Genomic DNA, 24,826 nt, shown 5'->3' with positions numbered 1-24,826 from the left:
GACCGAAATAGGCGCTTGCCGGCGGCTGGCGGCGGTGGCGGCGCTGGCTGGGGCCGAGAGTGCGGCGCGATAATTCCAGTCTCCCCAGCCGATCGGAATCGCCATGTCCGCAGCCACCCGCAACGATCCCAGCCGCGTCGTCCGCGCCCCGCGCGGCAGCGAGAAGAGTTGCAAGTCCTGGCTCAGCGAAGCCGCGTTTCGCATGATCCAGAACAACCTGGACCCGGACGTGGCCGAGAACCCGGCCGAGCTGGTGGTCTACGGCGGCATCGGCCGCGCCGCGCGCGATTGGCCCTCCTTCGATGCGATCCTCAAGTCGCTGCGCGAACTCGAGGACACCGAAACCCTGCTGATCCAGTCGGGCAAGCCGGTCGGCATCTTCCGCACCCATGCCGACGCGCCGCGCGTGCTGTTGGCCAATTCCAACTTGGTGCCGCATTGGGCGACCTGGGAGCACTTCAACGAGCTCGATAAGAAAGGCCTGATCATGTACGGCCAGATGACCGCCGGCAGCTGGATCTACATCGGCTCGCAGGGCATCGTCCAGGGTACTTACGAGACCTTCGTCGAGATGGGCCGCCAGCACTACGGCGGCAGCCTGGTCGGCAAGTGGATTCTCACCGCAGGCCTCGGCGGCATGGGCGGCGCGCAGCCGCTGGCGGCCTCGCTGGCCGGTGCCTGTTCGCTCAACATCGAATGCAAGCAGAGCAGCATCGACATGCGCCTGCGTACGCGCTACGTCGACGAGCAGGCGAGCGACCTCGACGACGCGCTCGCGCGCATCGCCAAGTACACCGCGGCCGGCGAAGCCAAGTCGATCGCCTTGCTCGGCAACGCCGCCGAAGTCCTGCCCGAGCTGGTGCGGCGCGGCGTGCGCCCGGACGCGGTCACCGACCAGACCAGCGCCCACGATCCGGTGCACGGCTATCTGCCGATCGGCTGGACAGTCGAGCGTTGGCTGGCCGAACAGAAGAGCGACCCCGACGGCGTGCGCGACGCGGCCAAGAAGTCGATGCGCGTGCACGTCGAGGCGATGCTGGCGTTCCAGCAGCAGGGCATTCCGACCTTCGACTACGGCAACAACATCCGCCAGATGGCGCAGGACGAAGGCTGCAGCAACGCTTTCGATTTCCCCGGCTTCGTGCCGGCCTACGTGCGGCCGCTGTTCTGCCGCGGCGTCGGCCCGTTCCGCTGGGTCGCGCTGAGCGGCGATCCCGAAGACATCTACAAGACCGACGCCAAGGTCAAGGAATTGATTCCCGACGACGAGCACCTGCACCGCTGGCTCGACATGGCGCGCGAGCGCATCAGCTTCCAGGGCCTGCCGGCGCGCATCTGCTGGGTCGGTCTGGGCCTGCGCGACAAGCTCGGCCTGGCCTTCAACGAGATGGTGCGCAACGGCGAGCTGAAGGCGCCGGTGGTGATCGGCCGCGACCATCTCGACAGCGGCTCGGTGGCCTCGCCGAACCGCGAGACCGAGGCGATGCGCGACGGCAGCGACGCGGTCAGCGATTGGCCCCTGCTCAACGCCATGCTCAACGTCGCCGGCGGCGCGACCTGGGTCTCGCTGCATCACGGCGGCGGCGTCGGCATGGGCTATTCGCAGCACTCCGGCGTGGTCATCGTCTGCGACGGCAGCAAGGAAGCCGACCAACGCATCGCCCGCGTGCTGTGGAACGACCCCGGCACCGGCGTCATGCGCCATGCCGATGCCGGCTACGAGATCGCCCAGCAGTGCGCGAAGGAACGTGGGCTGAAGTTGCCGATGCTCTGATCGGTTTGTCGGTCAGGTTCGAAGAAAACGGCCCGGTTTGCGGGCCGTTTTCGTTGGCGGCACGAGGCTCAACCCGGAATCGTCGGCTCGACCAGCCGCTCCAACAGAGTCAGCGATTCCTGCCAGCCGAGGTAACACTGCTCGGCGGGGATCACCTCGGGGATGCCTTCCTGCACGACCTGCACATCGGTGCCGCAGGACACCGGGCGCAATGTGATCGTGGTCACCATGGTGCCGGGCAGGTTGGGGTCGTCGAAGCGGTCGTCGTGGACGATGCGTTCGTTCGGCACCAGTTCCAGATAGGTGCCGCCGAACGCGTGGCTGCCGCCGCTGGAGAAATTGGTGAAGGCCATGCGGTACTTGCCGCCGACCCGCGCATCGAGCTCGTGCACGGTGCAGGTGAAGCCGTCCGGCGGCAGCCATTTCGCCAAGGCGGCGGCATCGAGGAAAGCGCGGTAGATGCGCTCGGGCGGGGCGGTGAACACGCGGTGCAAACGGACGGTGCCGGTCATGGGTAATCTCCGTAACGAGGTGAAGCCCTCACTGTCTCCGACGAACGCGAGGGGCGCGAATCGACATCCGCATCGGATTGTCGCGCACGCGGTCGGGTGCGGCGTCGCGCGGGTTCAGGTTGTAGCGCATCGCGCGGCGGCGAGGGAAGCCTGCTGCTGTGTCGATCTGTAGTCCTGCCGTTCGTCGTATTGTTGTCACTGGCGCATCGGGCAGCTCGCCCTATCATCCGTCGGTGCGACCCAACAGGAGCACGCGATGAGTCAAGAACCCACAGCCGCCCTGGCCGAGCCCGCGCCGCACACGCTTTGGAGCGACCTGCGCGACGCCGTCCGCGGCACCGATGCGGACTACACCAAGATCCCCTTGCGGCGCGCGGTGTTCCTGCTCGCGGTGCCGATGGTGCTGGAACTGGTGCTGGAATCGACCTTCGCGGTGGTCGACATTTTCTTCGTCGCCAAGCTGGGGCCGTCGGCGGTGGCGACGGTGGGCCTGACCGAGAGTTATCTGTTCCTTCTGTATGCGCTGGCGATGGGCCTGGCGATGGCCGTCACCGCCGTGGTGGCGCGGCGCATCGGCGAGGGCAAGCGCGAGGACGCGGCGATCACCGCGGTGCAGGCGATCTTCATCGCCGTGCTGGTGTCGTTGCCGCCGTCGGTGGCCGGCATCTTCTATGCCCAGGACCTGTTGCGGCTGATGGGCGCCGACGCCTGGAGCATCGAGCACGGCTATCGCTATACCCAATGGATGCTCGGTGGCAACGCGGTGATCATGCTGTTGTTCGTGATCAACGCGATCTTCCGCGGCGCCGGCGATGCGGCCATCGCGATGCGCGTGCTGTGGCTGTCGAACGGCCTCAACATCCTGCTGTGCCCGCTGCTGATCTTCGGCCTCGGGCCGGTGCCGGCGCTCGGCATCGAGGGCGCGGCCATCGCCACCAACATCGGCCGCGGCATCGGCGTGCTGTTCCAACTGTGGGTGTTGTTCCGCGGCGGCAAGCATATCCGGGTCACGGCGGCGCAGTTCGTATGGCGCGGCGCGATGTTGTGGAACATCGTGCGCACCTCGCTCGGCGGCGTCGGCCAGATGATCGTGGCGATGACCTCGTGGATCTTCCTGATGCGCATCCTGGCCAGCATCGGCAGCGAGGCCGTGGCCGGAGCGACCATCGCCATCCGCATCATGATGTTCACGATGATGCCGGCCTGGGGCATGTCCAATGCCGCCGCCACCCTCGTCGGCCAGAACCTCGGCGCCGGCCAGCCGGAGCGCGCCGAGGCCTCGGTCTGGCATATCGGCTGGTACAACATGGCCTATCTGGTCGTGGTGTCGGTGCTGTTCTTCCTGTTCCCGCGGCCGTTGGTCGCGTTCTTCACCGACGATCCGCAGGTCGTCACGATCGGCGCCGAATGGCTGCGCATCCTGTCCTACTCGTTCTTCATTTACGGTTGGTGGATGGTGACGGTGCAGGCCTTCAACGGCGCCGGCGACACGATGACGCCGACCAAGATCAACGTCGTGTTCTTCTGGCTGATCCAGATTCCGCTGTCCTACGTGCTGGCGATCACCCTGGACTGGCAGCACTTGGGCGTGTTCTGGGGCGTGTTCGTCTCCGAGACCTCGGTCGGCGTGTTCACCCTGTGGCTGTTCACGCGCGGGCGTTGGAAATCGGCGCAGGTGTAGCGGGCGAATGCGGCCATCGGCGGAAGATCGCGCAGGCCGATGCCTGCGCGATCAAGTGCCGAGATGGAGATACCAATACGCCGCTGCGAAGGCGGCGATCAAGGCCAGCCAGACCAGGCCGCCGGCCCAGGCGAACAAGGGGTGATTCGGTGCCCGCGTGCGCAACATCGGAAACAGCAGCACCCAGCCGGTCCAGTACGACACCGTCCGCATCGCTTTCCATGCCAGCTCGAGGCCGGCTCCGAATACCTCTCGGAGGACGAATTCCCCCAGGAAATCCAAGGCCATGCACTGTTCCTTCAGCGGCGGTCCAAGTGCCGAGCATAGAGGCTGGTCGGGGCGGCGGACTGAGCGCCGGCTGAAGCGCTCGCGATTGTCCAGCCGCGACGGTCGCCCGGGCTCAGCGGTCCGACCACACCGCCAGTTCGTAGCCGTCCGGGTCGATGAAGTGGAAGCGGCGGCCGCCGGGGAATTCGTGGCTGGCGACGACCTTGGCGCCGGCGGCTTCGACCCGGTCTTGCGCCTGCGCGAGGTCGTCGGCGTACAGCACGATCAAGGCGCCGCCCGGGCGCGGCGCGCCGTGGGTGTTGAAGCCGCCTTTCATGCGGCCGTCGTCGAACTCGCAGTAGTCCGGGCCGTAGTCGGTGAAGGTCCAGCCGAAGGCCGCGCCGTAGAAGGCCTTGGACGCGGCGATGTCGGCGACGGTGAATTCGATGTAGTCCAGGCGCAGATTGCGGTCGGAAGCGGTCATGGTGGTTCCTGCAGGGATAAGAATGAGGCGTCAGCCGGCCGGGCGCGGATGGACTTGCTCGGTGAGGAATGCGTCCAGCGCGCGGCGGAACTCCGGCGAATCGGCGGCGTTCGTATGATCGCGCGCCGGAACGATCAGCAACCGCTTGCGGTCTTCGGGCGGCGGCGTCGCCCGGTACAAGGCTTCGGCGAAGCGTGGCGGCGTTGCGGTGTCGTTCTCGCCGGCGACGAACAGCACCGGCTCGTCCAGGGCGGCGACGACGTGGCGGTTGCCCTGGCCGGCCAAGGCGCCCGCCGGCGCGACGCGTCGCACCAGGATGCGCGCCCACAGCTTCTGCCGAGAGCGCATGTACGCGCCCCAGTCTTCGAAGCTGGTCACCGAGCTTTCCAGGATCAACCCGTCCAATTGGCGCGCCGCGGCGACTTGACCGGCCATGAAGCTGCCCAGCGAATGGCCGTGCACGATCAGTGGCATCGCGCCCAGTTCGGGATCCCGGCGCAGGCTGTCGTAGACCGTGGTCGCGTCGGCCAGCAGGGCTTCGAGCGAGGCGGTGCCGCTGCTGGCGCCGTAGCCGCGGTGATCGACCAGGACGAAGTTGACCGGCGCCTCGGCATAAGCCTTGGCGCTGGTCGCGGCATGCTTGGCCACGGTGTAGCCGTTGCCGCCGAAGTACAGCACCGTGGCGACCGCATCGCCGCGCAGGGCGCGCAGCGAATACAGCTGCGCCCCGTCGGCGGCGGCGATGCGGTTCTCCTCGATGCGATAGGACGGAAGCTGGGCGCGCAACGCGGCCAGGTCGGCCGAGGGCGCCGCACGCGGGATCACGATGTTGTCTTCGCGCACGTGCCAGGTGCAGGCGGACAGGCTGACGGCGAGACATAACGAACACAGACGGCGGACGAGCTGCATGGTTCCTCCCTGATGACGGTGCGTTGCCTGGCCGGCCCGCGGTGGACGATGCCGTTGCGCACCGGCCCGCATGTATCGCCGATTGTCCGGCCGAAAGAAAGTGGGCCGATCCGGAGCTGCGGTGCGGCGAGTGACGCGTCAACGAAAAAGGCCGCCGGTTTCCCGGCGGCCTTCGCGCACGCGAACGTATCGCGGCTTACTTCGACAGTTCCAGCGCCAGTGAAGAGACCCAGCCCTTGTTGCCGAGTTCGTCTTCGACTTCCCACATCGCACCCTGCTTGGTGCCGGTGGGGTAGAGCATCATGCCCGGGTCGAGCGGACGCACGACCTTGCCGCTGCCGGAGGCGTTGGCGAACAGGCGCGCGGCCTTGACCACGGTGACCGCCTGCTGCGAGTTCGATGCCGACGGGTTGCCCGACAGGCCGCCGAGTTCGGTCACCAGGTTGGTGTAGGCCTGCAGGTAGGCCATGGTGATGACCTGGCCGACTTCGGTGTTGGCATAACCGGACACGCCGGCGCCGCCGAGGCCGCTGCTGCCGAACAACGCGCCGCCGGCGCCGAAGCCGATGTCGGTCTTCTTGGCGCTGCCTTCGGCCATCGCGACTTGCTCGGACGAACGCACGTCGGTCACGGTCAGGACCACGTCGGCGGTCTTCTTGCTGAAGTTGAGGTTGCCCGCGATGGCGCCGGCCTTGCCGCCGATCAAGCCGCCGAGCAGGCCGCCGATGGCGTTGCCGCCGGCGTTGCTGTTCTTGGAGATCAGGTCGGGCACCAACACGTAGTCGGCGGCGCGCACCTGGCCCTTGCCGATGTTGGACTTGTTGCGCAACTGGCCGCTGGAGGCGAGTTCGCGTTCGCGCATGGCCATGTCCATGCCCGCACCGCGGTCGACCAGGGTGAAGCAACGCGACTTCTGCACGAACACCTTGATCAGCTTGCTCGGTGCGGGCAGCTGCTGGCCGCTCCACCAGTTGACCGCGTCTTCCGGTTCGATCACCGAGATCGCGCCCAGGTTCTTCGAGCAGGTCGGAATCTGGTTCATTTTTTCCGCACGCAGATCCTGCGCGCTCTTTCTCTGCGCCCAGGTCGGTGCGGCGCTCAGCGCCATGCCCAACCCGATCACGCATGCCACTGCTTGAATTCCCCTGCTTGCCGTCTTCATCGTTTCTTCCTTAATACTGCTTTCCTGTTTGCCGCGACACGATGATCGCGACGCCTGACGGAGTCCGTTCGTCACCCGGCCTGCGCTGTGTGCAGCGGGAGGTCGCCGGGGCCCCAGACGAAGTCGGCCGCGATGGATCGCGCCCGAGTGGAGACTCGCCCGCCAATGATAACGTGATCGCCGTCCGCTTCAGGTCACCCACCCGTCGACTTTGACAGGCGGTCGCGCCCGGCGAGACCGGGCTGGTCTACAAGGGCGGGCGCCTTGCGCCGCACCGTTTCCTCGAGCCCCATGCCCCATGTTGACTACCCTGGCCGTCGCGAATTACCGATCCCTGCGTCAGTTGGTGCTGCCGATGGGCCGTTTGAACCTGGTCACCGGCGCCAACGGCAGCGGCAAGTCCAACCTCTACCGCGCCTTGCGCCTGCTGGCCGAAACCGCCCAGGGCGGGGTGGTGCCGGCGCTGGCGCGCGAGGGCGGTCTCGGCTCGACCCTGTGGGCCGGCCCGGAGACGATCTCGCCGCGGATGAAACGCGGCGAGGTGCCGGTGCAGGGCGCGGCGCGCACCGAGCCGGTGGCGCTGCGGCTCGGTTTCGCCGGCGACGAATACGGTTATGCGATCGACCTCGGCCTGCCGGTGCCGAGCCGTTCCCTGTTCGCCCACGATCCGCAGATCAAGCGCGAGGTGATCTGGGGCGGGCCGTTTCTGCGCCCGGCCAGCGTGTTGGTGGACCGGCGCGGGGCGATGGCGCGGGTACGCGACGGTCGCGGTTGGCGTGTCGCGGCCGAGCACCTGAGTCCGTTCGAGAGCCTGTTCGGCCAGATCGCCGACCCGCAGACCGCGCCCGAGGTCTTGAGCCTGCGCGAGACCATCCGCGGCTGGCGTTTCTACGATCACTTCCGCAGCGATGCACAAGCGCCCGCGCGGCAATCGCAGTTGGGCACGCGCACGCCGGTGTTGAGCCACGACGGCCGCGACCTGGCTGCGGCCTGGCAGACGATTGTCGAGATCGGCGACCCGCAGGCGCTGAACGAAGCGGTGACCGATGCGTTCCCGGGTGCGCGCGTCGGCGTGCTCGGCGATGGCGGGCGTTTTTTGCTGGAGTTCTCCCAGCACGGCTTGTTGCGGCCGTTGTCGGCGGCGGAACTGTCCGACGGCACCTTGCGTTATCTGCTGTGGATCGCCGCCCTGCATACGCCGCGGCCGCCGCCGTTGATGGTGCTCAACGAACCCGAGACCAGCCTGCATCCGGATTTGTTGCCGGCCTTGGCGCGTTTGATCGCGCGCGCCGCGAAACGCACCCAGGTCTGGGTGGTCTCGCACGCCTCGCGTTTGATCGCTGCGCTGGAGGCGGAGACGAGCTGCAACACCATCCAACTGGAAAAACAGTTCAGCCAGACCGGTGTGGTCGGGCAGGGCATGCTGGATGCGCCGGCGTGGTATTGGCCGGAGCGGTAGGAGGTGGTGGGTTGGTCGCGGTGGTGGCTGCGACAGCAGCAGCAACAGCAACAGCAAATCCCCCCTTGGCCCCCTTTTTCAAAGGGGGGAAGCACTCGGGTTGTTGGGGGGCAATGGCTGCGTGAGTGACCGGCTCAGACTTTGCTGTTCCCCCCTTTGAAAAAGGGGGGTAGGGGGGGCTTGGCCGTTCCGCTCAAAACAGAGCAGGCGGGCCATCAACAGTGCGTTCCGACGACGCATACGTCCCTAACCGCACACCACCGCCGGGTTGGCCGGGTCCCACGCCACCAACTGCGGGATGCGCTCCACCAGCAAGTCGATCGCCGCGCGCGTGCGCAGCGGCAGGTAATGCGTATGCGGCCAGACCGCGTTGATGCGGCTGCCGATCACCCGGTCGGCGTACATCACCATCTGCAGTTCGCCGTTGCGTACGTAACGCGACAGCATCCAGCACGGCAGCAGGGCCAGACCGGCGCCGGCGACCGCGGCGTCGGCGATCGCTTCCAGGTCGTCGAAACGCAGGCGTGCCTGCACGCGCGGTTCGCGCACTTCGCCGTCGTCGTCGCGCAGGCGCCAGGCCACGTTGTGGCCGTTGCGGCCATAGACCACGGCCTGGTGGCCTTCGAATTCGTCGATGTTGCGCGGCCGTCCGCATCGCGCCAGATATTCGGGCGAGGCGCAGATGCCGAGCCGTTCTTCGGTCAACTGACGCGCCGCCAAGGTCGAGCTGTCGGGCAGACGGCCGATGCGGATCGCCAGGTCGTAGCCGTCCTCGACCAGGTCGACGACGCGGTCGCTGAAAGACAGGTCGATGTCCAGGCGCGGATGGCGCCGCGCCAGTTCCAGCATCACCGGCGCGACGCAACGGCGGCCGAACTGCACCGACGCGCTGACCCGCAGGCGCCCGCTCGGTTCGCGCCGGCCGCTGTCGAGCGCGGCTTCGGCGGCGTCGAGTTCGGCCAGGGCTTTGACGCAACGTTCGTAATAGGCCTGGCCGTCGTCGGTGAGGCTCTGGCGGCGGGTGCTGCGGTTGAACAGCCGCGCGCCGAGCTGCTGTTCGAGCCGGGCGATGCGTTTGCCGATCGCCGAGCGGGTCACGCCCAGGCGTTCGGCCGAGACCGCGAAGCTGCCGGCCTCGGCCGATTGGACGAAGGCTACGATGCCGAGCAAACGGTCGTTGACGGCCATATTGGTTCCTGATGCGCTACGGAATGTGGATAAAGAAGAGGCACTGCGGATGTGCCGGAAGCGATATCGTAGCGCCACTCGATCGTTCCGGCAGCGGTTCCCGACCGCCGGCGGTCACCTCCCCCCAACCAAGAGACAGACATGAAGGCTTATCGCATCGACAGTGGCGCCGGCATCGGCGCCCTGGAGCAGTTCGAACGCGCATCCGCGCCGCTGACGGCCGGCCAAGTCCGGGTTCGCGTTCGCGCGGTGTCGCTGAACTTCCGCGACCTGATGATCGCCAACGGCGGTTACCTGAGCGGCCCGGCCGCTCCGTTCGTGCCGGCCTCCGATGCGGTCGGCGAAATCGTCGAAGTCGGCGCCGGGGCGTCGCTGTGGAAGGTCGGCGACCGCGTCGCCACCAGCTTCTTCCCGTATTGGCTGCAGGGCGCGCCGACGCCGCATGCCACCCGCGATGCCTTCGGCGCGGTCGTCGACGGCGTGCTGGCCGAAGAGATCGTGGTCTCCGAGCAATCGTTGTTCGCGGTGCCCGCGCATCTCGACGACGCCCAAGCCGCGACCCTGACCTGCGCCGGCGTCACCGCCTGGAACGCGCTGTTCGTCGAAGCCAAGCTGCAGCCCGGCGCCAGCGTGTTGCTGCTCGGCACCGGCGGCGTCTCGATCTGGGGCCTGCAACTGGCCAAGGCCGCCGGCCTGCAGGCCATCGTCACTTCCTCGAGCGATGAGAAGCTGGTCCGCGCCAAGGCGCTCGGCGCCGATGCGACGGTCAACTACCGCAGCACCCCGGAATGGCAGGACGAAGTGCGCGCGCTGACCGGCGGCCGCGGTGTCGACGCGGTGCTCGAAGTCGGCGGCAAGGGCACCTTGCAGCGCTCGATCGATGCCGCGGCGATGGGCGGCACCATCGCCGTCATCGGGGGCGTCAGCGGCTTCGCCGGCGAGTTCGACCCGTTCGCGCTGATCACCGGTGCCAAGCGCCTGTCCGGCATCTATGTCGGCAGCCGCGGCATGGCCGAGGACTTGTCGCGCTTCGTTGGCGTCAACCGCATCGTGCCGGTGGTCGACCGCGTGTTCGCTTTCGACCAGGCCCGCGAGGCCTACACCCACCTCGAAAGCGGCGCCCACTTCGGCAAGGTCGTGATCCAGGTCGCCGGCTAAGCGTCACCCGACCCGGAAGCGAACGGCGGTTGCGCAATCCTCCGCGGCCGCCGTTCGCATGTGTGGCGCGGCGACTACTGCGCGGCTGCGACTTTTCGCCGATGTGCGCGACGCGGCCGGTGTGCGATCTTGAGCGCATCGCCGCCCGTGATCGAATGCGCATGAACACCGTCTCCACCTCCACATCGAATACCGCTGGCGATGCCGCGCGCGTCCGCCGCGCCGATGCCGACGACGCCGGCGCCCTCGCGCTGGTCGGCGCCGCCAGCTTCCTGGAAACCTTCGCCGGCATCCTGCACGGCCGCGACATCGTCGAGCATTGCCGCCAGCAGCACACGCACGCGGTGTATGCGGATTGGCTGATCGACCCGGGTGCGGCGCTGTGGCTGGCCGAAACCGCGGAGGGCGCCGCGCCGGTCGGCTATGCGCTGCTGACGCCGCCGAAGCTGCCCTTGCCCGACCTGGGCGAGGGCGACCTCGAACTCAAGCGCATCTATCTGCTCTCGCGTTTTCACGGCGGCGGCGTCGGCCGCGAGCTGATGCAGCAGGCGGTCGCCGAAGCGCGCGCACGCGGTGCGCGCCGCTTGCTGCTCGGCGTGTATGCCGGCAATGCGAAAGCCCTGGCCTTTTATGCGCGCAGCGGCTTCGAACAGGTGGGCGAACGCCGCTTCCAGGTCGGCGGCAATAGCTACGGCGACGCCATACTGGCGCTGGACCTGCGACGATGAGCGCGCTTGTCGAGCGCTTGTGCGCCGAGCGTATCGAGGCTGCGCTGAGCCTCGACGGCAGCTTCCTGGTCGATTCGCGCTTGAGTCTTCACGCCCGCGATGGCGTCATCGATTACGAGCTCGTGCCGCTGCCGCCGTACCGCAAGCGTTACCGCGACGAAGCCGACGATGACGACTTGCGCGACTATCTCGCGACCGAGGATCGCATCGCCTTCGTCGCGATCGAGCGCGGCGAAGTCATCGGTCGCGTGTTGGTATCGACGAGCTGGAACGGCTACGCGATGATCGACGACATCGCCGTCGACGCGGGCCACCGGCGCAGCGGCGCAGGCGCGGCGCTGCTGGACCGCGCGATCGCCTGGGCGCGAGAGGGCGGTTATCCGGGCCTGATGCTGGAAACCCAGGACCACAACGTCGCCGCCTGCCGTTTCTACGCGCGCCAGGGCTTCGTCCTCGGCGGCTTCGACCGATTCCATTACCGCCACGATGCGGCGGTCAGGCACGAGACCGCCTTGTTCTGGTATCTCGATCTCGCCTCGCAGGTCTGATCGGTCGACTCACGCGGCAGGCTAGCAGCGCGGCCGCAGCCAACTCAATCGCCGATGTGCTGGCTCGCCAGCCCCAGATCCAGGCGCACCAGGCGGCCGAGGCGGTCGCGGCGTTGCGCACGCAGATACCAATGCTGCGCCAGCCGTTCGAGCCGCAGCGGCGGCCGTAGCGGTTCGCCCCACAGCGTGAGTTGGTAATGGCGTTCGTGCAGCCAATAGAGCAGACGGTTGAGCTCGTCCTCGTCGTCGGGCAGGCACAGGTCGGCGTCGGCCGGCGGGCGCGGCAGGGCCTGCGGCCCGTGTTCGAGCCAGCGCGCGAAGCTGCCGTACAACGTGTACTCGAAACCGGCCGCGCGCATGGCTTCGAGTTCGCTGCGGGTGCTGTCGAGGCAGACTGTTTCGGGGATCTTCTGGAACACCAGCGCGTATTCGTGGCTGCGGTCGCTGTCGGTGGCGCCCGGCGCCAACGGCTCGGCGTCGCGCGGGTAGCACAGCAGCCGCTCCTCGCGCGCCACGAACAACTCGCCGAGCATGCGGCCCAGGTCCCAGGCCAGCGGCAGCATGCGGCCGTCGACGACCAGGTTTTCGGCCATCGCGATGCAGAAGCCGCCTTCGGGCAAGGCCTTGCGCACCGCATGGAAGACGTCGCGCAAACGCTGCAGGTACGCGGCGTAGTCGTGTTCGTCGTAGAGCTGGCCCGGGCTCGTGCCGGCCTGTGGCCAGCGGCAGCCGAAGTAGGGCACGTTGGTCAGGCACAGGTCGATCGGGCGCGGGATCTCGACCTGCGGCAGGCCGCCGACCGCGATAGGCGCCTCGACGCCGTGACGCGCCAGGCGTTCGCGTGCGAGCGCGGCGCGGCCGGGGTCGATCTCGGTGCCGCAACCGTCGCGGCCTTCGAGCGCGGCGGCGAGCAAGGTGGTGCCGAAGCCGCAGAAGGGATCGAACACGCACTGTCCGGGTCGAGAGAAATGGCGCACGAACGGGCGCATCTGATTGACCCAGCCGCAGTCTCGGCCGACCAGGGCGTCGCGTTCGCGCAGGTCCTCGGGCAGGCGATGTTCGGGCGGGTCCGGCGTCGGCACCCACCAACTACGGCTGTCCATGCGCGGGCTCCCAGAGAATGTCGCGGTCGGGCTGCCAACCCGCGCACAGGCGGCCGTTGGCGTGGAACACCAGTTTGTAGAGATCGCCGCTGGCATGGCGGCGATGCATGGCGCCGTAGTCGGAGGACTCGAACACCACCTGCAGGCCGCGGCGCTCATCGCGCAGGCGCAGATTCCAGAAGTAATAGCCTTCGGTGATCTGTTGCGGCGTCATCCGCGGCCACCACGGCGCGGCCATGCAATCGGCCAGCACCGCCTCGATCGCGACTCGCTCGCGTTCGATGTAGCGCCGGCTGGCGTTGTCGCGGTAGTCCGGGCCGAGGCGCGAGAACTCGCGGAAGATCACCGTGCCGGCGCCGCAGCGCTGGGCCCAGTCCAGATAGGCGTCGATGCCGACGGCATCGTCGATACCGCCGTGTTGCAGGATGCAGACCTGGCGCAGCGGCAGCGCGTCGGCGATGCGGCGCGCGACGCCTTCGAACACGGCGGCGTCGGCGATGGCTTCGTGCTCGCGGAAACGCATGATGGCCTGGTTGCGCAAGGGCTCGGGATGATGGCGCGACAGCTCGACCCAGGACAGCCCGAACCGTTGCAGCGCGGCGATCAGTTCGGCACCGCGTCCGCGCGCGAAGCCGGCGCCGTTGCTGTAGAGCACGCGTTCTTCGACCGCGACGCCGTCGCGTTCGGCCGCGGCGAGCGTGTCCAGCAATTGCAGGAACCAGGCTTCGTCGTCGCTGGCTTCCAGCCCCGACAGCGACCACGACAGCGGCACCCCGCGCAACTGCGCCAGCGCCTGCGACAAGCTCGCGAAGTAATCGGCGCCGGGTCGCAAGGTTTGCGCCAGCGTGCCGCCTTCGAGCGGACGCAGGGTTTCCGAACAGAAGCGGCAACGCGCCGAGCAGGCGCGCGCGGAAGCGTAAGGGGTGAAGGTGATCGGTTGGGCGAAGCGATAGTCGCGGCCGTTCAAGCGGTGCGTGTGCCAGCGAGCGGCATCGTCGCCGGGGGCGCGTCGGGCGAGTTGCGGGGTTGCCGCGCGCAGGCGCTCGAACAAGGGCGACGCGGCGCTGAGAGGCAGGCTGGCCGGATCGGCGGCGGCAAGCCCTTCGAGAGGGGCTGGCATGGGCGGGTCCTGATGGGTTGTGCGTGGCTGGGTGGTCGAGAGTGAGGGGTTTGCGGCTACGGCGTGCTTGCCCTCACCCTAACCCTCTCCCGCAGGCGGGAGAGGGAACTGTTGCGTCGCGGCTAGATACTCTGTCGCTTGCGGGTAGGGAGACCATTGCGTCGCTCTTGGCCCCTCTCCCACTTGCGGGAGAGGGGTTGGGGTGAGGGCCGCTTAGAGTGAAAGCTCGCCAGCAACGTCTCAGCGAACCCTCACCTCAAAGCCGCGCCGCGTTCGCCAGCGCGCGCACCTGGGCGAAGGTCCAGTCGTTGACGATGCGGCCGTCTTCCCACACCGTCACCATCGCATCGTCGAAGCCCATCGGCTTGACCGCTTCTTCCAGCGAGGCCGCTTCCGGCGGCACCGGCACGGTCTTGAAGTGGCCGTATTCGCGATGCCGCACCAGGGTCATGCGGCCGCGCTTGCTCGACTTGCCCTTGTCGGTGACCGGGTCCTTGTAGACGTCGATCCATTCGCCGTGGATGCGGGCGGCCGAGCACTTGAGCGCGAACTTCTGGGTATCGCGGTCGAGGCGCTGCAGCAGGGCGCCGCCCATGCCGAAGGCCAGGTTGTCGGTGGCGTAGCCGTAGCTGGTGATGCGTTCGAGGATGGCGCGGATGCTGGTCGGGTTGATGCCGTCGCCCTGGATCACCCGCACGTGGTTGAGCACCTTGTAGCCCTTGCCGTTGACGGTGTGGCCGAAGGCTTCGTCGAGCATGCTCACGCATTGCTGGACGACGTCGACCGGGTCGCCGGAGTCCGGCCGCACCACCAAGGTCGCGCCGGAGGCGATGACTTCATTGCGCAGGGTCTTGCCCCAATGCTCGCGGATCGCATGGAAGATGTCGTAGCTGTCGGAGACCACCGCGACGATCGCGCCGGGCTTGCCGAACTGGGTCAGCATGTTGCGGTAGGCGTCGACCTCGTGCTCGCGGCCCCAACTGGTGATGGTGCTGTGCTCGGCGGCCGGGATCGAATAACCCGCCATCGGCTCGTGGTAGTAGCGGCGCGCCAGCAGCAGGCCGGAGACGGTGTCGGTGCCGAGGAAATTGACCAGGTGCGCAGCGCCGCCGAACGCCGCCGATTCGGTGCTCGACACGCCGCGCGCGCCGAAGTCGTGCAGCTTGAACGGCAACTGGCCTTCGGGGTCGTCGCTGGTGCGTTCGAGGAACTGGCGGATGGTCTGCTTGGCGTGCCAGCTGATCGTCGCCACCGTCACCGGGTACCACAGGCGCAGCAACAGGGTTTCCAGGTACGACGGCACCCAGTAGGCCTGCGGGTCGGTCGATTCGATCGTCACCAGCGCTTGGTGGGTCGGCACCACCGTGCCCTCGGGCACGGCGCGGATGCGGATCGGCAACAGGCCGCCGTGGGTGTCGACGATGTAGCGCCAGCCGGCTTCGTTGAAGGGCTCGCCGTGGGCGGCGAACAGGTCGCGCGCCTCGTCGACGTCGGCGTGGGTGACCGGCTTGGCCAGGTATTCCTTGAGGATCGCCTGCAGGCCGAAGAACACGGTGCGGTCGTGCACGCCGCCGCGCGATTCGACATAGAAGAAGGTGGCGTCGGTGCCGGGCGGGTATTGCAGCCAGTGGCTGGCCTTGTAGCTGTCGGTGTTGAGCAGCAGGTTGTCGAGGCATTGCATGACGGGAAGCTCCTTCGCGTCGAGTGTGGCCGGCGGTCTGTCCACCGGCGCGGAAAGCCGGGCGGTCCGGGTGGATCAGCCGCGGCCGAGAAAGTATTCGAGGATGTGCAGGTGATCTTCGTAGAGCTGCGGGCCCATCTCCAGCGCTTCGGCCACCGCGATCCAGCGCGCCTTGTCGGCGTCGTCGCCGCCGCGCACCGGCGGCAGCTCGCCACTCGGGAAATCGAAGTGGTAGGCGTGGGTGATGGTGCGGCCGCGCGAGCTGCGTTCGGGGTGGTCGAACACCCGCTCGCCCTTGAGCGAGCCTTTCAACACCGGCAGCGGCAGCTTGAGCCGGGTTTCCTCGCGCAGTTCGCGCAGGCAGGCATCGAGCAGACTCTCGCCCTGGCCGACGAAGCCGCCGGGCAAGGCCCACAGACCCTTGCCCGGCTCGGCGCGGCGGCGCACCAGCAGCACGTGGCCGGAATGCACGACGACCGCGTCGGTGGTGACGAAGGTCGGCGGATACGGCGCATCGGCCCAGGCCGCGCGGTAGCGCTCGATGAACTGGTACTCGGCGACCAGTTGGGTGAAGGCTGGGGAGCTCTTGCGGAAGGCTTCGAGCATGTCGAACACCGGGCCGGGCACGTTGGCGCGGATCAGCATCAGGCCGCCATGGCTGTCGATCTGGTTGGCTTCGAACAGATAGCGGCGCAGCTCGGTCGCCGACAAGGTCGCGGTGTGGCTGACGTCGACCAGCGGCCACTGCGGAAACTCGCGCAGGTAATAGCTGGAGGCGTCCTTGTCCATGCCGATCAGGCCGACCCGCGATTCGCTGCCGCCGCCGTCGTGGCGGACCGCTTCTGCGACGGTGCGCTGCACGCTGGCGATCCACTGGCTCTCGTTGTAGAGATGGTCGCGCAGCGGCTGCACGATCAGGCGCTCGCCGGCGTCGGGCAGGGTGGCCTGGATCATTACCGCGCGCTCGGCGACGGTGAAGGGGTTCTTGATGGTGCGGGGAGTGTCGGCGGAACCGACCAGGAAGATGACCTTGCGGGCCTTGCCCAGCGCGTGGCGGGCGACGGCGGCATGGCCGTTGTGGAAGGGCTCGAAGCGTCCGATGAAAACGAGGTAATCGAATTCGATTGCCATGAGAATCCCTCACGGTTTGAGTCGCCGCCGGTCTGTCCGAGGGCGTGGAGAAAATGCTACGCCGATGGCGCGCGCCGTCAAGTGCCGGCGTCGCCCGCGGGCTGCGCCTACAATCGGCCGACTTTGCATGGAGGCAGCGATGGCGATGATCGTTCCGGAGTTCTGGGCCGAAGCCCGTGTCCACGAGGCGTTCGATAAACGCCACGCGAGCGGTCGGCGTTCGCTGACGGTGCGCCGCTTCGGGTGGTCCGACGCGAGCCTCGGCGAGGCGCAGGCGATGGCCGACGCGCGTGCGCGCGAAGCCTTCGACCGCATCCTTGCCGGCGAATCGCTGCTCAAGCGCGAACCGCGCGTGCCCTACGATGCCGAGGGCCTGCCGATTCGCGAGCAGATCGTCGAGCGCGACGGCGACCTGGTCGTCACTCGCAACAGCTATGGCGTGCGCTGCCTCAACACGCCCGAGGTCTTGTTCGCCGACATCGATTTCGACGAGCCGGTCTCGGCCTGGCGCAAGAGCTATTTCTGGACTTCGCTCGCGCTCGCCATCGGTGTCGGCGCGGCGACGCGCTGGGGCTTGGGCGTGCTGACGATGATCGCGATGCTGTGGCTGTTCGCCTGGATCGCCAGCCTGCACTCGCGGCGCAGGCATCGCGCCGACGGCGGGCCGGAAGGGCGCGCGACCGCGCGCATCAAGGCGTTCGTCGCCGCGCATCCGGACTGGCATCTGCGCTTGTACCGCACGCCGAAGGGCCTGCGGCTGCTGGTCATGCACCGCGTGTTCGACCCGAACGAAGCGGCGGTGATCGAATTCTTCGACGCGATCGGCGCCGATGCGTACTACGCGTTGTTATGCCGGCGCCAACACTGCTTCCGCGCCCGCGTCAGCCCGAAGCCCTGGCGCATCGGCATTCACACCTATCTGCGTCCGCGCCCCGGCGTGTGGCCGATCGCGGCCGATCGCATGCCCGAACGCGAGCGCTGGGTCGCTGAGTACGAGCGCAAGGCCGAGGGCTATGCGTCCTGCCGCTTCATCGAAGCCCTGGGCAGCAGCGATTACGTCTCGGCCACGCGCAGCGTGCAGCGCGCCCACGACGATTGGTGCAGGGCGACCACGACCTTGCCATTGGCTTGAGACGATGACGGCCGCGCCTGATGGGCGCGGTCCCGACCCGCACGGCCTGGACAGTGGCCCGAACAGCGGCGTGATAAGCGGGGGATTCGCTGAGCGGCGCTCAGGCGCCGGCGACGACCTCGATGCTCACGCCCTCGCAGGCCACCGTCTGGCCCGCGCGGATCTTGCAGGTCTTGCGCAGCTCGACCTGGCCGTCGACGCGGACCACGCCGCTGGCGACCATCGCCTTGCCGGCGCCGCCGCTGTCGCACAGGCCGACCAGCTTGAGCAATTGGTTGAGTTCGACGTGGTCGTGCTGGGCGTCGAGTTCGAAACGGATCGGTTGCATGCGGGCTGGGCGTGAACGGGTGGGGCAGGGTCGCAGTGCTGAGACCTGGGCGCAAGACGTTTGCACCGGCGCGGGCGTACTCTCGCGTATGCAGTCGGCCGCCGGCGCTGGAGCGTGTGGGTTTCCGGCCGGGCCGCAGCGCCCTCTCCGCCGCCTCGAAGGATTGCACTCCATGAAGAAAGCCCAGTACGCGCAGCGCGGCCCGGTGCCGCAGGACGTCATCGAGGCGGTCGAGTTCGAGGCGCCGCCGCTGGGCGCCGGCCAGGTGCTGATCGAGGTGCTGGCCGCGCCGATCAACCCTTCCGACGTACTGACCTTGACCGGCGAGTACGGTCTGCTGCCGCCGCTGCCCGCGGTCGGCGGCAATGAAGGCGTGGGCCGGATCGCCGCGGTCGGGCCCGACGTCGCCCATCCCCAGGTCGGGCAGACCGTGTTGCTGCCGATCCAGGGCGGCACCTGGGCTACCCATCTGGTCGTCTCGGCCAAGGGCCTGGTGCCTCTGCCCGACGGCGCCGACCCCAAGCAACTGGCGATGATCACCATCAATCCGCCGACCGCCTTGCTGATGCTCAGCGAGTTCGTCGACCTGCAGCCCGGCGATTGGGTGATCCAGAACGCGGCCAATTCGGCGGTCGGCAGCTATCTGATCCAACTGGCGAAACTGCGCGGCCTGCGCACCATCAACGTGGTGCGGCGCGAGTCGGCGGTCGAGGCGGTGCGCGCGGCCGGCGCCGAGGTGGTGCTGGTCGACGGCGACGACCTCGCCAAGCGGGCGCGCGAGGCCACCGACAAGGCGCCGATCCGGCTCGGCATCGATGCGGTCGGCGGCACCGCGACCCAGCACCTCGCCCAATCGCTCGGCGAGGGCGGCGTGTTGGTCAATTACGGCGCGATGAGCGGCGAGGCTTGTTCGATCTCGCCGGCCTCGTTCGTGTTCCGCGACGTGACCCTGCGCGGGTTCTGGCTGTCGCGCTGGTTCCAGGCGGCGACGCCGCCGCGCCGCGCCGAGGTGTTCGGCGAAATCGGGCGCCTGGTCGCGAGCGGGCAACTGACCGCGCGGGTGCAGGCGACCTACGGCCTGGACCAGATCAAGCAGGCGGTCGCCGCGGCGGCCGCGGGCGAACGCGACGGCAAGATCCTGATCCTGCCGAACGGCCCGGTCTGAGGACGCGCGCATGAGCATCGAACTGCAGATGCTGGCTTGGTCGATCGTGCTGGCGATCGCGCACTTGCTGATTGCGGCGAGCCTGATGACCCAGCAGCGCGGGGTGCGCTGGAACGCCAGCGCCCGCGACGGCACCCCGGAGCCCTTGACCGGAGTGGCTGCGCGGGTGGACCGCGCCTGGCGCAACTTCCTGGAGACCTTCCCCTTGTTCGCCGCGGCGGTGCTCGCGGTCGGGCTGGCCGGACGCGGCAACGACGACACCGCGCTCGGCGCGCAGCTCTACTTCTGGGCGCGGCTGGTCTACGTGCCGGTGTATGCGGCCGGCGTTCCTTACCTGCGTTCGGCGGTGTGGGCGGTGTCGCTGTGGGGCCTGATCAAGCTGGTCTGGGCGCTGTTCTGAGTCACGCGGTCTGAGCCGGGCTGGCCTGAGCCGGGGCTGGTCCGAGCCGGGGCTGGTCCGAGCCGGGCCGGTCCGAGCTCAGGCTGGAGCGGCCGCAGCCGGCGTGTTCGCGCAAAGTGCGCGTTTTGCGCTCGCCGTCAGCTGCTTGATGGCGTATTCCGCCCGCTGCGCCGATGAACGGTCGGGGTGCGGAAACTGCGCCAGCAGTCGCAACGGCGGGTGCGAACGGGTGTAGCGCGCGCCCTTGCCGGCGACATGCTCGGCGTAGCGGCGCTCCACATCGACGGCCACGCCCGTGTACAGGCTGCCGTCGCGGCATTCGATCAGATAGACGTACCAGGCGGACATGCCGCATAGCCTAGCCGGGGCCGGGGCGGCTTGGCCGAAACGCGGCGGGAAAACTCCGAAGCCGGATAGCGATCACGTCCATACGCCTGCGAACGTCATTGCCAGGTCAGGATGCGCTGACCACAATGGACCCTCCTCTATGGAGTTGCCGCTTGAACGCCGACGCCGAACCGCAATCCACCGTCACCAATCTGCGTCAGCTTTGCGCGCGCTTCGCCAAGCCCCATCTGGGGCGGGCCGTCTGGCAATTGATCAACACCCTGGTGCCGTTCGCCGTCCTGTGGACGCTGATGGCCTGGAGCGTGGTCGGCGACTGGGGCTACGGCTGGACCCTGCTGTTGGCGATCCCGGCGGCCGGCCTGTACGTGCGCACCTTCATCATCCAGCACGACTGCGGCCACGGTTCCTTCTTCGCCAGCAGCCGCGCCAACGACCTGGTCGGGCGCTGCCTCGGCGTGGTCACCCTGTTTCCGTACGGCTACTGGAAGAAGACCCATGCCGTCCACCACGGCACTTCGGGCAACCTCGACCGCCGCGAGATGGGCGACATCGAAACCCTGACCGTCGCCGAATACCGCTCGCGCTCCTGGTTCGGGCGCCTGTGCTACCGCCTGTACCGCAGCACCCCGGTGCTGCTGGGCGTCGGCCCGCTGTACCAGTTCGTCATCAAGCACCGTTTCCCGTTCGATCTGCCCTTCACCTGGAAGCGCGAGTGGGCGAGCGTGCTGTTCAACAACCTGGCGTTGGGCCTGATCCTGCTGTCGATGGGCTTCGCGATCGGCTGGCACACGGTGCTGATGGTGCACCTGCCGGTGGTGTTGATCGCCGGCGCGGTCGGCGTGTGGCTGTTCTACGTCCAGCACACCTTCGAAGACGCCTACTGGACCCGCAAGGACGATTGGAACTGGCACGAGGCCGCGATCGCCGGCAGCTCGTTCTACGACTTGCCGCATATCGTGCATTGGTTCACCGGCAACATCGGCTATCACCACATCCATCACCTTTCCAGCCGCATCCCGAACTACCGCCTGCGCGAGGCCTACGAGTCGAGCCCGCTGTTGCAGGCCGCACCGCGCCTGACCATCTGGTCGAGCCTGAAGTGCGCGCGCCTGAAGCTGTGGGACGAAGAACTCAAGCGCATGGTCGGTTTCCCGAAGCGCGTGCGCGTCGAGGCCGTCGGCGCCTGAGCCGAGCGGCTGTGCACCGTGCAGCGCAAGGCTGCACGGTCCGGGTCGGGGCGTAAGTGGCCTGATCCGATAGAACCCCGGCGAGTCTCGCGGCCATGCGGCGCCACGACGCTCGCCTGCATCGGCTGCGTTGCGCTACCGCGTCTGCGCCGGCTTTTCCGACCTCATGGATCGCTGCCCGGGCGCCGCCCGACCGGCGGCGCTTGACTTCGAGTGGGTCGGAATTAGTATTTTAGTTAATTAAACAAATATCCGGGGCCGCGGTTCCCGCCTGATGCAGGACAAGATCTTCGAAGCCCTGGCCTCGTCGCCGCGACGGCAGATCCTGGCCTTTCTGTCCGAGCGCGAACTCAGCGCCGGCGACATCGCCGCGCGCTTCGAGATGAGCGCGCCGGCGATCTCGCGGCACCTGTCGGTGCTGGTCAATGCCGGCCTGATCAGCAGCGAGCGCCGCGGCCAGTTCGTGGTCTACAAGCTGGTGCCCGACAACCTGGTCAACACCCTGACCCAGTTCGCCTTCGAGATCTGCCCGGTGGGCGGACCGCTCAAGCGCGAAAGCCGGCGCGCCAAGAAAGCCGCCGGCTGAGCTTCGTGTGCTCTTGATCGCTAGTTCCTAGTTGCTAGTCCCTGGCTCAGCCCGCCTGCGCGCGCTGTCGGTAGAAATCCAGGATGACCTCGCTGAAATCGCCGATCAGCCAATCGGCCAGCGGCACCGTATACCAGTTGAAGCCGGTGCTGACCCGGTAGTCCATGCGGATCGTCAACAGCGTCGCGTCGCCGCGCGGAGTCAATGTGTAAGTGGTGTCGCGCAGGTCGAAGTAATCGCCGCCGATGCGCACATGGTCGTCGAGCGCGCCGGCCGGCACCGAGTCTTCCTCGAACAGGTACTGCCAGCGCACGTAGCGCTGCGGCTGCCAATCGCTCGACATTTGGCGGAAGTGGATGCCCTTGCCCATGCGCACCTCGCGCACCAGGCCGCGCTCGCTGCGATGGGTGACGCCGGCGAGCGGGGTCGGCACGCCGATCCGATACATCCAGGCGCGATCGACTTCGGCGGCCTGGATATGGTCGGCGTCGAGCAGGTGCTTCCAGACCTCGGCCGGCGCGGCCTGGATCAGCACGCTGCGTTCGACGTGTTCGAAGCGTTGCGGCGTCTCGTTGCCGACGCCGAACGCGGCCAGCACCACCGGCAGAGCGACGAAGCTGTAGACCGTGGGCCGCGACTTCCACTTCATCCGGCAGATCACCCCCATGATCAGTCCGCCGAACGCGCCCACCAGCATGAACACCGGCAGGATAAGGATCGCGCAGATCGCGCCTTCCCACAGCATCGCCATGCTGCCGAGCACGAACAGACAGGTCGATATCATCGGCGCGAGCACGTAATAGCCCAGGCTGCGCGGCTGGACGCGTTCGGCCAGGTAGACGGTGACCGCGCCGACCGCGAGCGGGGCCAGCAGCAGGAACACCGGCAGCATCGGCGAGAACCGGCCGTCCTCTTCGCCGCTGAAGATGGCGCGCAGGATCAGGCCGATCAGGGCGCCGCCGAGCAGGGGCCACCAGTTGGAGAACGTCGGCTTGTTCGATGGGGTCGGCGGCGGTGGCGGCACGACCGCATGCGAAGCCGGCAACGGCGGCGGCTCGGATGCAGGCCGGTGCCCGTCGTCGCTGCGGTCCTGTGCGTGGGCGGCGTTGTGCTCGGGATCGCGGTTGGGATCGTGTTCGTGGTCGGGCGTGTGCGGCAGGGTCATGGCAGCGTCCGGTGCAAGGGGGCGGCAAGCAGTGCGACGGGGCGCGCCGGTGTCGGTGTCGGTTCCAGGCGATGCAGTTCCTCGCGCGGTGGCAGGTCCTCGGGCAGGCGCAAGCGCCAGACCAGGCCGATGCGTGCGCAGGCGCGCAGGAACCACCAGCCCGGGTCCCATTCGCCGGCATACAGGCCGAGCCGGGCCGAGCCGGGAAACGCATGGTGATTGTTGTGCCAGCACTCGCCCATGGTCAGCAGCGACATGAAGCGCACGTTGCGGCCTTGCACGGCGGCGCCGCGGACCTCGTGATGCATGCCGCCGTGGTTATGGGCGAAGTAGCCGACCAGCCAGTGGCCGAACACGCCGGCGGTGACGCGGGCGCAGACGCCCCAGAACACCCAGCCCCAACCGCCGATCGCATAGAAGGCCAGCGCCCACGGCAGGTGTTGCCACATCCAGGTGCGCTGCAGGAAACGGTAGTAGCGATCGTCGGCGATGCGCGCTTCGATCTCGATGCGCGGCGGCGCGCTCAGGCGCAGTTCGCAATGCAGTTGCCACCAGGCGTCGATGACGAAGGGCTGGCGATGGGCGAGGTAGTCGTGACAGTCGGGCAGGCGCTGGGCGTAGTCGCGCAGGTCGTGGCTGCGCACCAGGCCGATCGGGCCGGCCAGGCCGACCTGCACGCCGCAATACACCAGCAGGTATTCCAGCCACTTGGGGCAGGCGAAGCTGTTGTGGATCAGCTTGCGGTGCATGCCGAGCGAATGGCCCAGCAACAGCACGGTGGCGGTCGACACCACGAACAAGGCGAACGCCGGCCAGCTGAAGGTGGCGATGCCGCCGACCACCGCGCCCAGCGCCATGGCGCTGAACCACAGCGAGCGCACCGGCTCCCAGATCACGCGGCCGTCGCTGACGCTGCGGATCGAGTCGAGTCGGTCGGCCTGCGACTGGACGCGGTGCGACCTCAGGCTTTCGGGCAATGCGTTCATGACCTCTCCCTGGTGAACGTGTCGAGCGGCGGTGCCGGGCGATAGCGTCTAGCCGAGCCTGCCGAGCGACGGCCGCTGCGGCCCGGGCCTCACGCCGCTGCAGGTATTCAGCAATTAACTAATTTGCTAAATGATTCTTCCGCCATCGGGCAGCGTCAAGCGCTTGCCGACGAGCGGTCGGGGAAGAGCGCAGGGATGCGAACGCGCCGTCTTATCGTCATGCGATGCGGGCGAGCTTCTTGAGGTGCGGCGAAGGGCAGGACCGAATTTTCCCTGGCCCCTTTCCGAAGGGGATGCGGGGGAGTTGTGTCGAATTGCGATCATCCGGGAGGCAAGAGCAAATCCCCCCTGGCCCCCCTTTTCCAAAGGGGGGAAGGATATTCGGAGGTTCGAAGGCGGTCGCGATACCTCGTTTGCCGCAACGAAGGGCGCTGCGGCAGCGAAAGCCTTTGATGCGATCGCGATAGTTCGCCCCCTTTGCAGAAGGGGGCTGCGCCTTGCGTTGTCCGAGGGCCGGCGAAGTCTGCTGGCGCGGGGGATTTGCTTGCAGACCGCGATGATCCCTGAGGCGAAAGGCGCCATCGGCTCCCGACGCCGGCCGACTGCGTCGGAGCTGCCTCGTCG

General features: G+C 67.9%; 25 protein-coding genes. 11 read left to right on the top strand and 14 right to left on the bottom strand.

Going from position 1 to position 24,826, the window contains the following annotated elements; all coding sequences use genetic code 11:
• Nucleotides 1-103 precede the first annotated feature (103 nt).
• The gene (hutU, locus tag ACTOWK_RS10965; protein ID WP_441330203.1) at nt 104-1,774 is read left to right on the top strand and encodes a urocanate hydratase; all 1,671 of its coding nucleotides are present in this window, start codon (nt 104-106) and stop codon (nt 1,772-1,774) included.
• A 68-nt stretch (nt 1,775-1,842) separates the two neighbouring features.
• Here hutU and ACTOWK_RS10960 read toward each other — a convergent pair whose 3' ends face one another.
• The gene (locus ACTOWK_RS10960; RefSeq protein ID WP_441330202.1) at nt 1,843-2,286 is read right to left on the bottom strand and encodes an SRPBCC family protein; all 444 of its coding nucleotides are present in this window, start codon (nt 2,284-2,286) and stop codon (nt 1,843-1,845) included.
• A 256-nt stretch (nt 2,287-2,542) separates the two neighbouring features.
• Between ACTOWK_RS10960 and ACTOWK_RS10955 the strand changes: the two genes are divergently transcribed.
• Complete coding sequence (locus tag ACTOWK_RS10955; RefSeq protein WP_441330201.1) at nt 2,543-3,967, top strand: MATE family efflux transporter; 1,425 nt, start codon at nt 2,543-2,545, stop codon at nt 3,965-3,967.
• Between the two features lie 51 nt (nt 3,968-4,018).
• On the opposite strand, the gene ACTOWK_RS10950 is transcribed toward ACTOWK_RS10955, so the two are convergent.
• The 4 genes from ACTOWK_RS10950 to ACTOWK_RS10935 form a co-directional block, all read right to left on the bottom strand.
• Nucleotides 4,019-4,255, bottom strand: a complete 237-nt coding sequence (locus ACTOWK_RS10950; protein ID WP_441330200.1) for a hypothetical protein — start codon at nt 4,253-4,255, stop codon at nt 4,019-4,021.
• A 112-nt stretch (nt 4,256-4,367) separates the two neighbouring features.
• Nucleotides 4,368-4,718 (bottom strand): VOC family protein, encoded by a 351-nt coding sequence (locus tag ACTOWK_RS10945; RefSeq protein ID WP_441330199.1) that lies wholly within the window; start codon nt 4,716-4,718, stop codon nt 4,368-4,370.
• Nucleotides 4,719-4,748: 30 nt separating this feature from the next.
• Nucleotides 4,749-5,627, bottom strand: coding sequence for an alpha/beta hydrolase (locus tag ACTOWK_RS10940; protein ID WP_441330198.1), 879 nt, complete (start codon nt 5,625-5,627; stop codon nt 4,749-4,751).
• 196 nt (nt 5,628-5,823) lie between these two features.
• Nucleotides 5,824-6,735 carry a CsgG/HfaB family protein gene (locus tag ACTOWK_RS10935; RefSeq protein ID WP_441330234.1) on the bottom strand — a complete coding sequence of 304 codons (912 nt, stop codon included), beginning with the start codon at nt 6,733-6,735 and terminating at the stop codon, nt 5,824-5,826.
• 352 nt (nt 6,736-7,087) lie between these two features.
• Here ACTOWK_RS10935 and ACTOWK_RS10930 point away from each other — a divergent pair, with 352 nt between their 5' ends.
• The gene (locus tag ACTOWK_RS10930; protein WP_441330197.1) at nt 7,088-8,248 is read left to right on the top strand and encodes an AAA family ATPase; all 1,161 of its coding nucleotides are present in this window, start codon (nt 7,088-7,090) and stop codon (nt 8,246-8,248) included.
• A gap of 246 nt (nt 8,249-8,494) precedes the next feature.
• On the opposite strand, the gene ACTOWK_RS10925 is transcribed toward ACTOWK_RS10930, so the two are convergent.
• Nucleotides 8,495-9,436 (bottom strand): LysR substrate-binding domain-containing protein, encoded by a 942-nt coding sequence (locus ACTOWK_RS10925; RefSeq protein WP_441330196.1) that lies wholly within the window; start codon nt 9,434-9,436, stop codon nt 8,495-8,497.
• Nucleotides 9,437-9,577: 141 nt separating this feature from the next.
• On the opposite strand from ACTOWK_RS10925, the gene ACTOWK_RS10920 reads away from it, so the two are divergent.
• The 3 genes from ACTOWK_RS10920 to ACTOWK_RS10910 all read left to right on the top strand — a co-directional run bounded on the left by ACTOWK_RS10920 (nt 9,578) and on the right by ACTOWK_RS10910 (nt 11,870).
• Nucleotides 9,578-10,594 (top strand): zinc-dependent alcohol dehydrogenase family protein, encoded by a 1,017-nt coding sequence (locus tag ACTOWK_RS10920; protein WP_441330195.1) that lies wholly within the window; start codon nt 9,578-9,580, stop codon nt 10,592-10,594.
• Between the two features lie 161 nt (nt 10,595-10,755).
• Nucleotides 10,756-11,322, top strand: coding sequence for a GNAT family N-acetyltransferase (locus ACTOWK_RS10915; protein ID WP_441330194.1), 567 nt, complete (start codon nt 10,756-10,758; stop codon nt 11,320-11,322).
• Nucleotides 11,319-11,870 (top strand): GNAT family N-acetyltransferase, encoded by a 552-nt coding sequence (locus ACTOWK_RS10910; protein ID WP_441330193.1) that lies wholly within the window; start codon nt 11,319-11,321, stop codon nt 11,868-11,870. The genes ACTOWK_RS10915 and ACTOWK_RS10910 overlap by 4 nt, the downstream gene beginning before the upstream one ends.
• A 44-nt stretch (nt 11,871-11,914) precedes the next feature.
• Here the strand turns inward: ACTOWK_RS10910 and ACTOWK_RS10905 are convergent, their stop codons facing one another.
• The 4 genes from ACTOWK_RS10905 to ACTOWK_RS10890 all read right to left on the bottom strand — a co-directional run bounded on the left by ACTOWK_RS10905 (nt 11,915) and on the right by ACTOWK_RS10890 (nt 16,905).
• The gene (locus ACTOWK_RS10905) at nt 11,915-12,973 is read right to left on the bottom strand and encodes a DNA methyltransferase (RefSeq protein ID WP_441330192.1); all 1,059 of its coding nucleotides are present in this window, start codon (nt 12,971-12,973) and stop codon (nt 11,915-11,917) included.
• Nucleotides 12,960-14,093, bottom strand: a complete 1,134-nt coding sequence (locus ACTOWK_RS10900; protein WP_441330191.1) for a hypothetical protein — start codon at nt 14,091-14,093, stop codon at nt 12,960-12,962. The genes ACTOWK_RS10905 and ACTOWK_RS10900 overlap by 14 nt, the downstream gene beginning before the upstream one ends.
• Before the next feature lie 256 nt (nt 14,094-14,349).
• On the bottom strand, nt 14,350-15,774 hold the full coding sequence (locus tag ACTOWK_RS10895; protein ID WP_441330190.1) for a nicotinate phosphoribosyltransferase: 1,425 nt from the start codon (nt 15,772-15,774) through the stop codon (nt 14,350-14,352).
• Between the two features lie 75 nt (nt 15,775-15,849).
• Nucleotides 15,850-16,905 carry a bifunctional nicotinamide-nucleotide adenylyltransferase/Nudix hydroxylase gene (locus ACTOWK_RS10890; protein ID WP_441330189.1) on the bottom strand — a complete coding sequence of 352 codons (1,056 nt, stop codon included), beginning with the start codon at nt 16,903-16,905 and terminating at the stop codon, nt 15,850-15,852.
• A gap of 139 nt (nt 16,906-17,044) precedes the next feature.
• Here ACTOWK_RS10890 and ACTOWK_RS10885 point away from each other — a divergent pair, with 139 nt between their 5' ends.
• Nucleotides 17,045-18,037 (top strand): hypothetical protein, encoded by a 993-nt coding sequence (locus ACTOWK_RS10885; protein WP_441330188.1) that lies wholly within the window; start codon nt 17,045-17,047, stop codon nt 18,035-18,037.
• 100 nt (nt 18,038-18,137) lie between these two features.
• Here the strand turns inward: ACTOWK_RS10885 and ACTOWK_RS10880 are convergent, their stop codons facing one another.
• The gene (locus ACTOWK_RS10880) at nt 18,138-18,365 is read right to left on the bottom strand and encodes an RNA-binding S4 domain-containing protein (RefSeq protein ID WP_441330187.1); all 228 of its coding nucleotides are present in this window, start codon (nt 18,363-18,365) and stop codon (nt 18,138-18,140) included.
• Between the two features lie 172 nt (nt 18,366-18,537).
• On the opposite strand from ACTOWK_RS10880, the gene ACTOWK_RS10875 reads away from it, so the two are divergent.
• On the top strand, nt 18,538-19,530 hold the full coding sequence (locus tag ACTOWK_RS10875) for a zinc-dependent alcohol dehydrogenase family protein (RefSeq protein WP_441330186.1): 993 nt from the start codon (nt 18,538-18,540) through the stop codon (nt 19,528-19,530).
• 10 nt (nt 19,531-19,540) lie between these two features.
• Nucleotides 19,541-19,930, top strand: a complete 390-nt coding sequence (locus ACTOWK_RS10870) for an MAPEG family protein (protein ID WP_441330185.1) — start codon at nt 19,541-19,543, stop codon at nt 19,928-19,930.
• A gap of 78 nt (nt 19,931-20,008) precedes the next feature.
• Here the strand turns inward: ACTOWK_RS10870 and ACTOWK_RS10865 are convergent, their stop codons facing one another.
• Nucleotides 20,009-20,278, bottom strand: coding sequence for a GIY-YIG nuclease family protein (locus ACTOWK_RS10865; RefSeq protein WP_441330184.1), 270 nt, complete (start codon nt 20,276-20,278; stop codon nt 20,009-20,011).
• A 152-nt stretch (nt 20,279-20,430) separates the two neighbouring features.
• Here ACTOWK_RS10865 and ACTOWK_RS10860 point away from each other — a divergent pair, with 152 nt between their 5' ends.
• Both ACTOWK_RS10860 and ACTOWK_RS10855 read left to right on the top strand, forming a co-directional pair.
• A complete protein-coding gene (locus ACTOWK_RS10860) occupies nt 20,431-21,465 on the top strand; it encodes a fatty acid desaturase (protein WP_441330183.1) in 1,035 nt (344 codons plus the stop codon).
• A 274-nt stretch (nt 21,466-21,739) separates the two neighbouring features.
• Complete coding sequence (locus ACTOWK_RS10855) at nt 21,740-22,051, top strand: metalloregulator ArsR/SmtB family transcription factor (RefSeq protein ID WP_031373429.1); 312 nt, start codon at nt 21,740-21,742, stop codon at nt 22,049-22,051.
• A gap of 46 nt (nt 22,052-22,097) precedes the next feature.
• Here ACTOWK_RS10855 and ACTOWK_RS10850 read toward each other — a convergent pair whose 3' ends face one another.
• Nucleotides 22,098-23,216, bottom strand: a complete 1,119-nt coding sequence (locus tag ACTOWK_RS10850) for an SRPBCC family protein (RefSeq protein WP_441330182.1) — start codon at nt 23,214-23,216, stop codon at nt 22,098-22,100.
• A complete protein-coding gene (locus tag ACTOWK_RS10845) occupies nt 23,213-24,202 on the bottom strand; it encodes an acyl-CoA desaturase (protein ID WP_441330181.1) in 990 nt (329 codons plus the stop codon). Before ACTOWK_RS10845 ends, ACTOWK_RS10850 begins: the two co-directional genes overlap by 4 nt.
• Nucleotides 24,203-24,826 lie beyond the last annotated feature (624 nt).

Source organism: Lysobacter sp. CA196, assembly GCF_052078695.1.
In the GTDB taxonomy this organism is placed as follows: domain Bacteria; phylum Pseudomonadota; class Gammaproteobacteria; order Xanthomonadales; family Xanthomonadaceae; genus Lysobacter.
The sequence above is the reverse complement of the archived record's forward strand: the minus strand, read 5'-3'. Positions and strand labels throughout refer to the sequence as shown.

Bases quoted from the DNA above. Each gene is read 5' to 3' on its own strand.
- ACTOWK_RS10915 (WP_441330194.1), top strand. From the start codon at position 10,756: ATGAACACCGTCTCCACCTCCACATCGAATACCGCTGGCGATGCCGCG.
- ACTOWK_RS10865 (WP_441330184.1), bottom strand. From the start codon at position 20,278: ATGTCCGCCTGGTACGTCTATCTGATCGAATGCCGCGACGGCAGCCTG.
- ACTOWK_RS10955 (WP_441330201.1), top strand. From the start codon at position 2,543: ATGAGTCAAGAACCCACAGCCGCCCTGGCCGAGCCCGCGCCGCACACG.
- ACTOWK_RS10910 (WP_441330193.1), top strand. From the start codon at position 11,319: ATGAGCGCGCTTGTCGAGCGCTTGTGCGCCGAGCGTATCGAGGCTGCG.
- ACTOWK_RS10960 (WP_441330202.1), bottom strand. From the start codon at position 2,286: ATGACCGGCACCGTCCGTTTGCACCGCGTGTTCACCGCCCCGCCCGAG.
- ACTOWK_RS10890 (WP_441330189.1), bottom strand. From the start codon at position 16,905: ATGGCAATCGAATTCGATTACCTCGTTTTCATCGGACGCTTCGAGCCC.
- ACTOWK_RS10950 (WP_441330200.1), bottom strand. From the start codon at position 4,255: ATGGCCTTGGATTTCCTGGGGGAATTCGTCCTCCGAGAGGTATTCGGA.
- ACTOWK_RS10885 (WP_441330188.1), top strand. From the start codon at position 17,045: ATGGCGATGATCGTTCCGGAGTTCTGGGCCGAAGCCCGTGTCCACGAG.
- ACTOWK_RS10850 (WP_441330182.1), bottom strand. From the start codon at position 23,216: ATGACCCTGCCGCACACGCCCGACCACGAACACGATCCCAACCGCGAT.
- ACTOWK_RS10870 (WP_441330185.1), top strand. From the start codon at position 19,541: ATGAGCATCGAACTGCAGATGCTGGCTTGGTCGATCGTGCTGGCGATC.
- ACTOWK_RS10925 (WP_441330196.1), bottom strand. From the start codon at position 9,436: ATGGCCGTCAACGACCGTTTGCTCGGCATCGTAGCCTTCGTCCAATCG.
- ACTOWK_RS10940 (WP_441330198.1), bottom strand. From the start codon at position 5,627: ATGCAGCTCGTCCGCCGTCTGTGTTCGTTATGTCTCGCCGTCAGCCTG.
- ACTOWK_RS10880 (WP_441330187.1), bottom strand. From the start codon at position 18,365: ATGCAACCGATCCGTTTCGAACTCGACGCCCAGCACGACCACGTCGAA.
- ACTOWK_RS10935 (WP_441330234.1), bottom strand. From the start codon at position 6,735: ATGGCGCTGAGCGCCGCACCGACCTGGGCGCAGAGAAAGAGCGCGCAG.
- ACTOWK_RS10855 (WP_031373429.1), top strand. From the start codon at position 21,740: ATGCAGGACAAGATCTTCGAAGCCCTGGCCTCGTCGCCGCGACGGCAG.
- ACTOWK_RS10905 (WP_441330192.1), bottom strand. From the start codon at position 12,973: ATGGACAGCCGTAGTTGGTGGGTGCCGACGCCGGACCCGCCCGAACAT.
- ACTOWK_RS10845 (WP_441330181.1), bottom strand. From the start codon at position 24,202: ATGAACGCATTGCCCGAAAGCCTGAGGTCGCACCGCGTCCAGTCGCAG.
- ACTOWK_RS10945 (WP_441330199.1), bottom strand. From the start codon at position 4,718: ATGACCGCTTCCGACCGCAATCTGCGCCTGGACTACATCGAATTCACC.
- ACTOWK_RS10875 (WP_441330186.1), top strand. From the start codon at position 18,538: ATGAAGAAAGCCCAGTACGCGCAGCGCGGCCCGGTGCCGCAGGACGTC.
- ACTOWK_RS10930 (WP_441330197.1), top strand. From the start codon at position 7,088: ATGTTGACTACCCTGGCCGTCGCGAATTACCGATCCCTGCGTCAGTTG.
- hutU (WP_441330203.1), top strand. From the start codon at position 104: ATGTCCGCAGCCACCCGCAACGATCCCAGCCGCGTCGTCCGCGCCCCG.
- ACTOWK_RS10895 (WP_441330190.1), bottom strand. From the start codon at position 15,774: ATGCAATGCCTCGACAACCTGCTGCTCAACACCGACAGCTACAAGGCC.
- ACTOWK_RS10920 (WP_441330195.1), top strand. From the start codon at position 9,578: ATGAAGGCTTATCGCATCGACAGTGGCGCCGGCATCGGCGCCCTGGAG.
- ACTOWK_RS10900 (WP_441330191.1), bottom strand. From the start codon at position 14,093: ATGCCAGCCCCTCTCGAAGGGCTTGCCGCCGCCGATCCGGCCAGCCTG.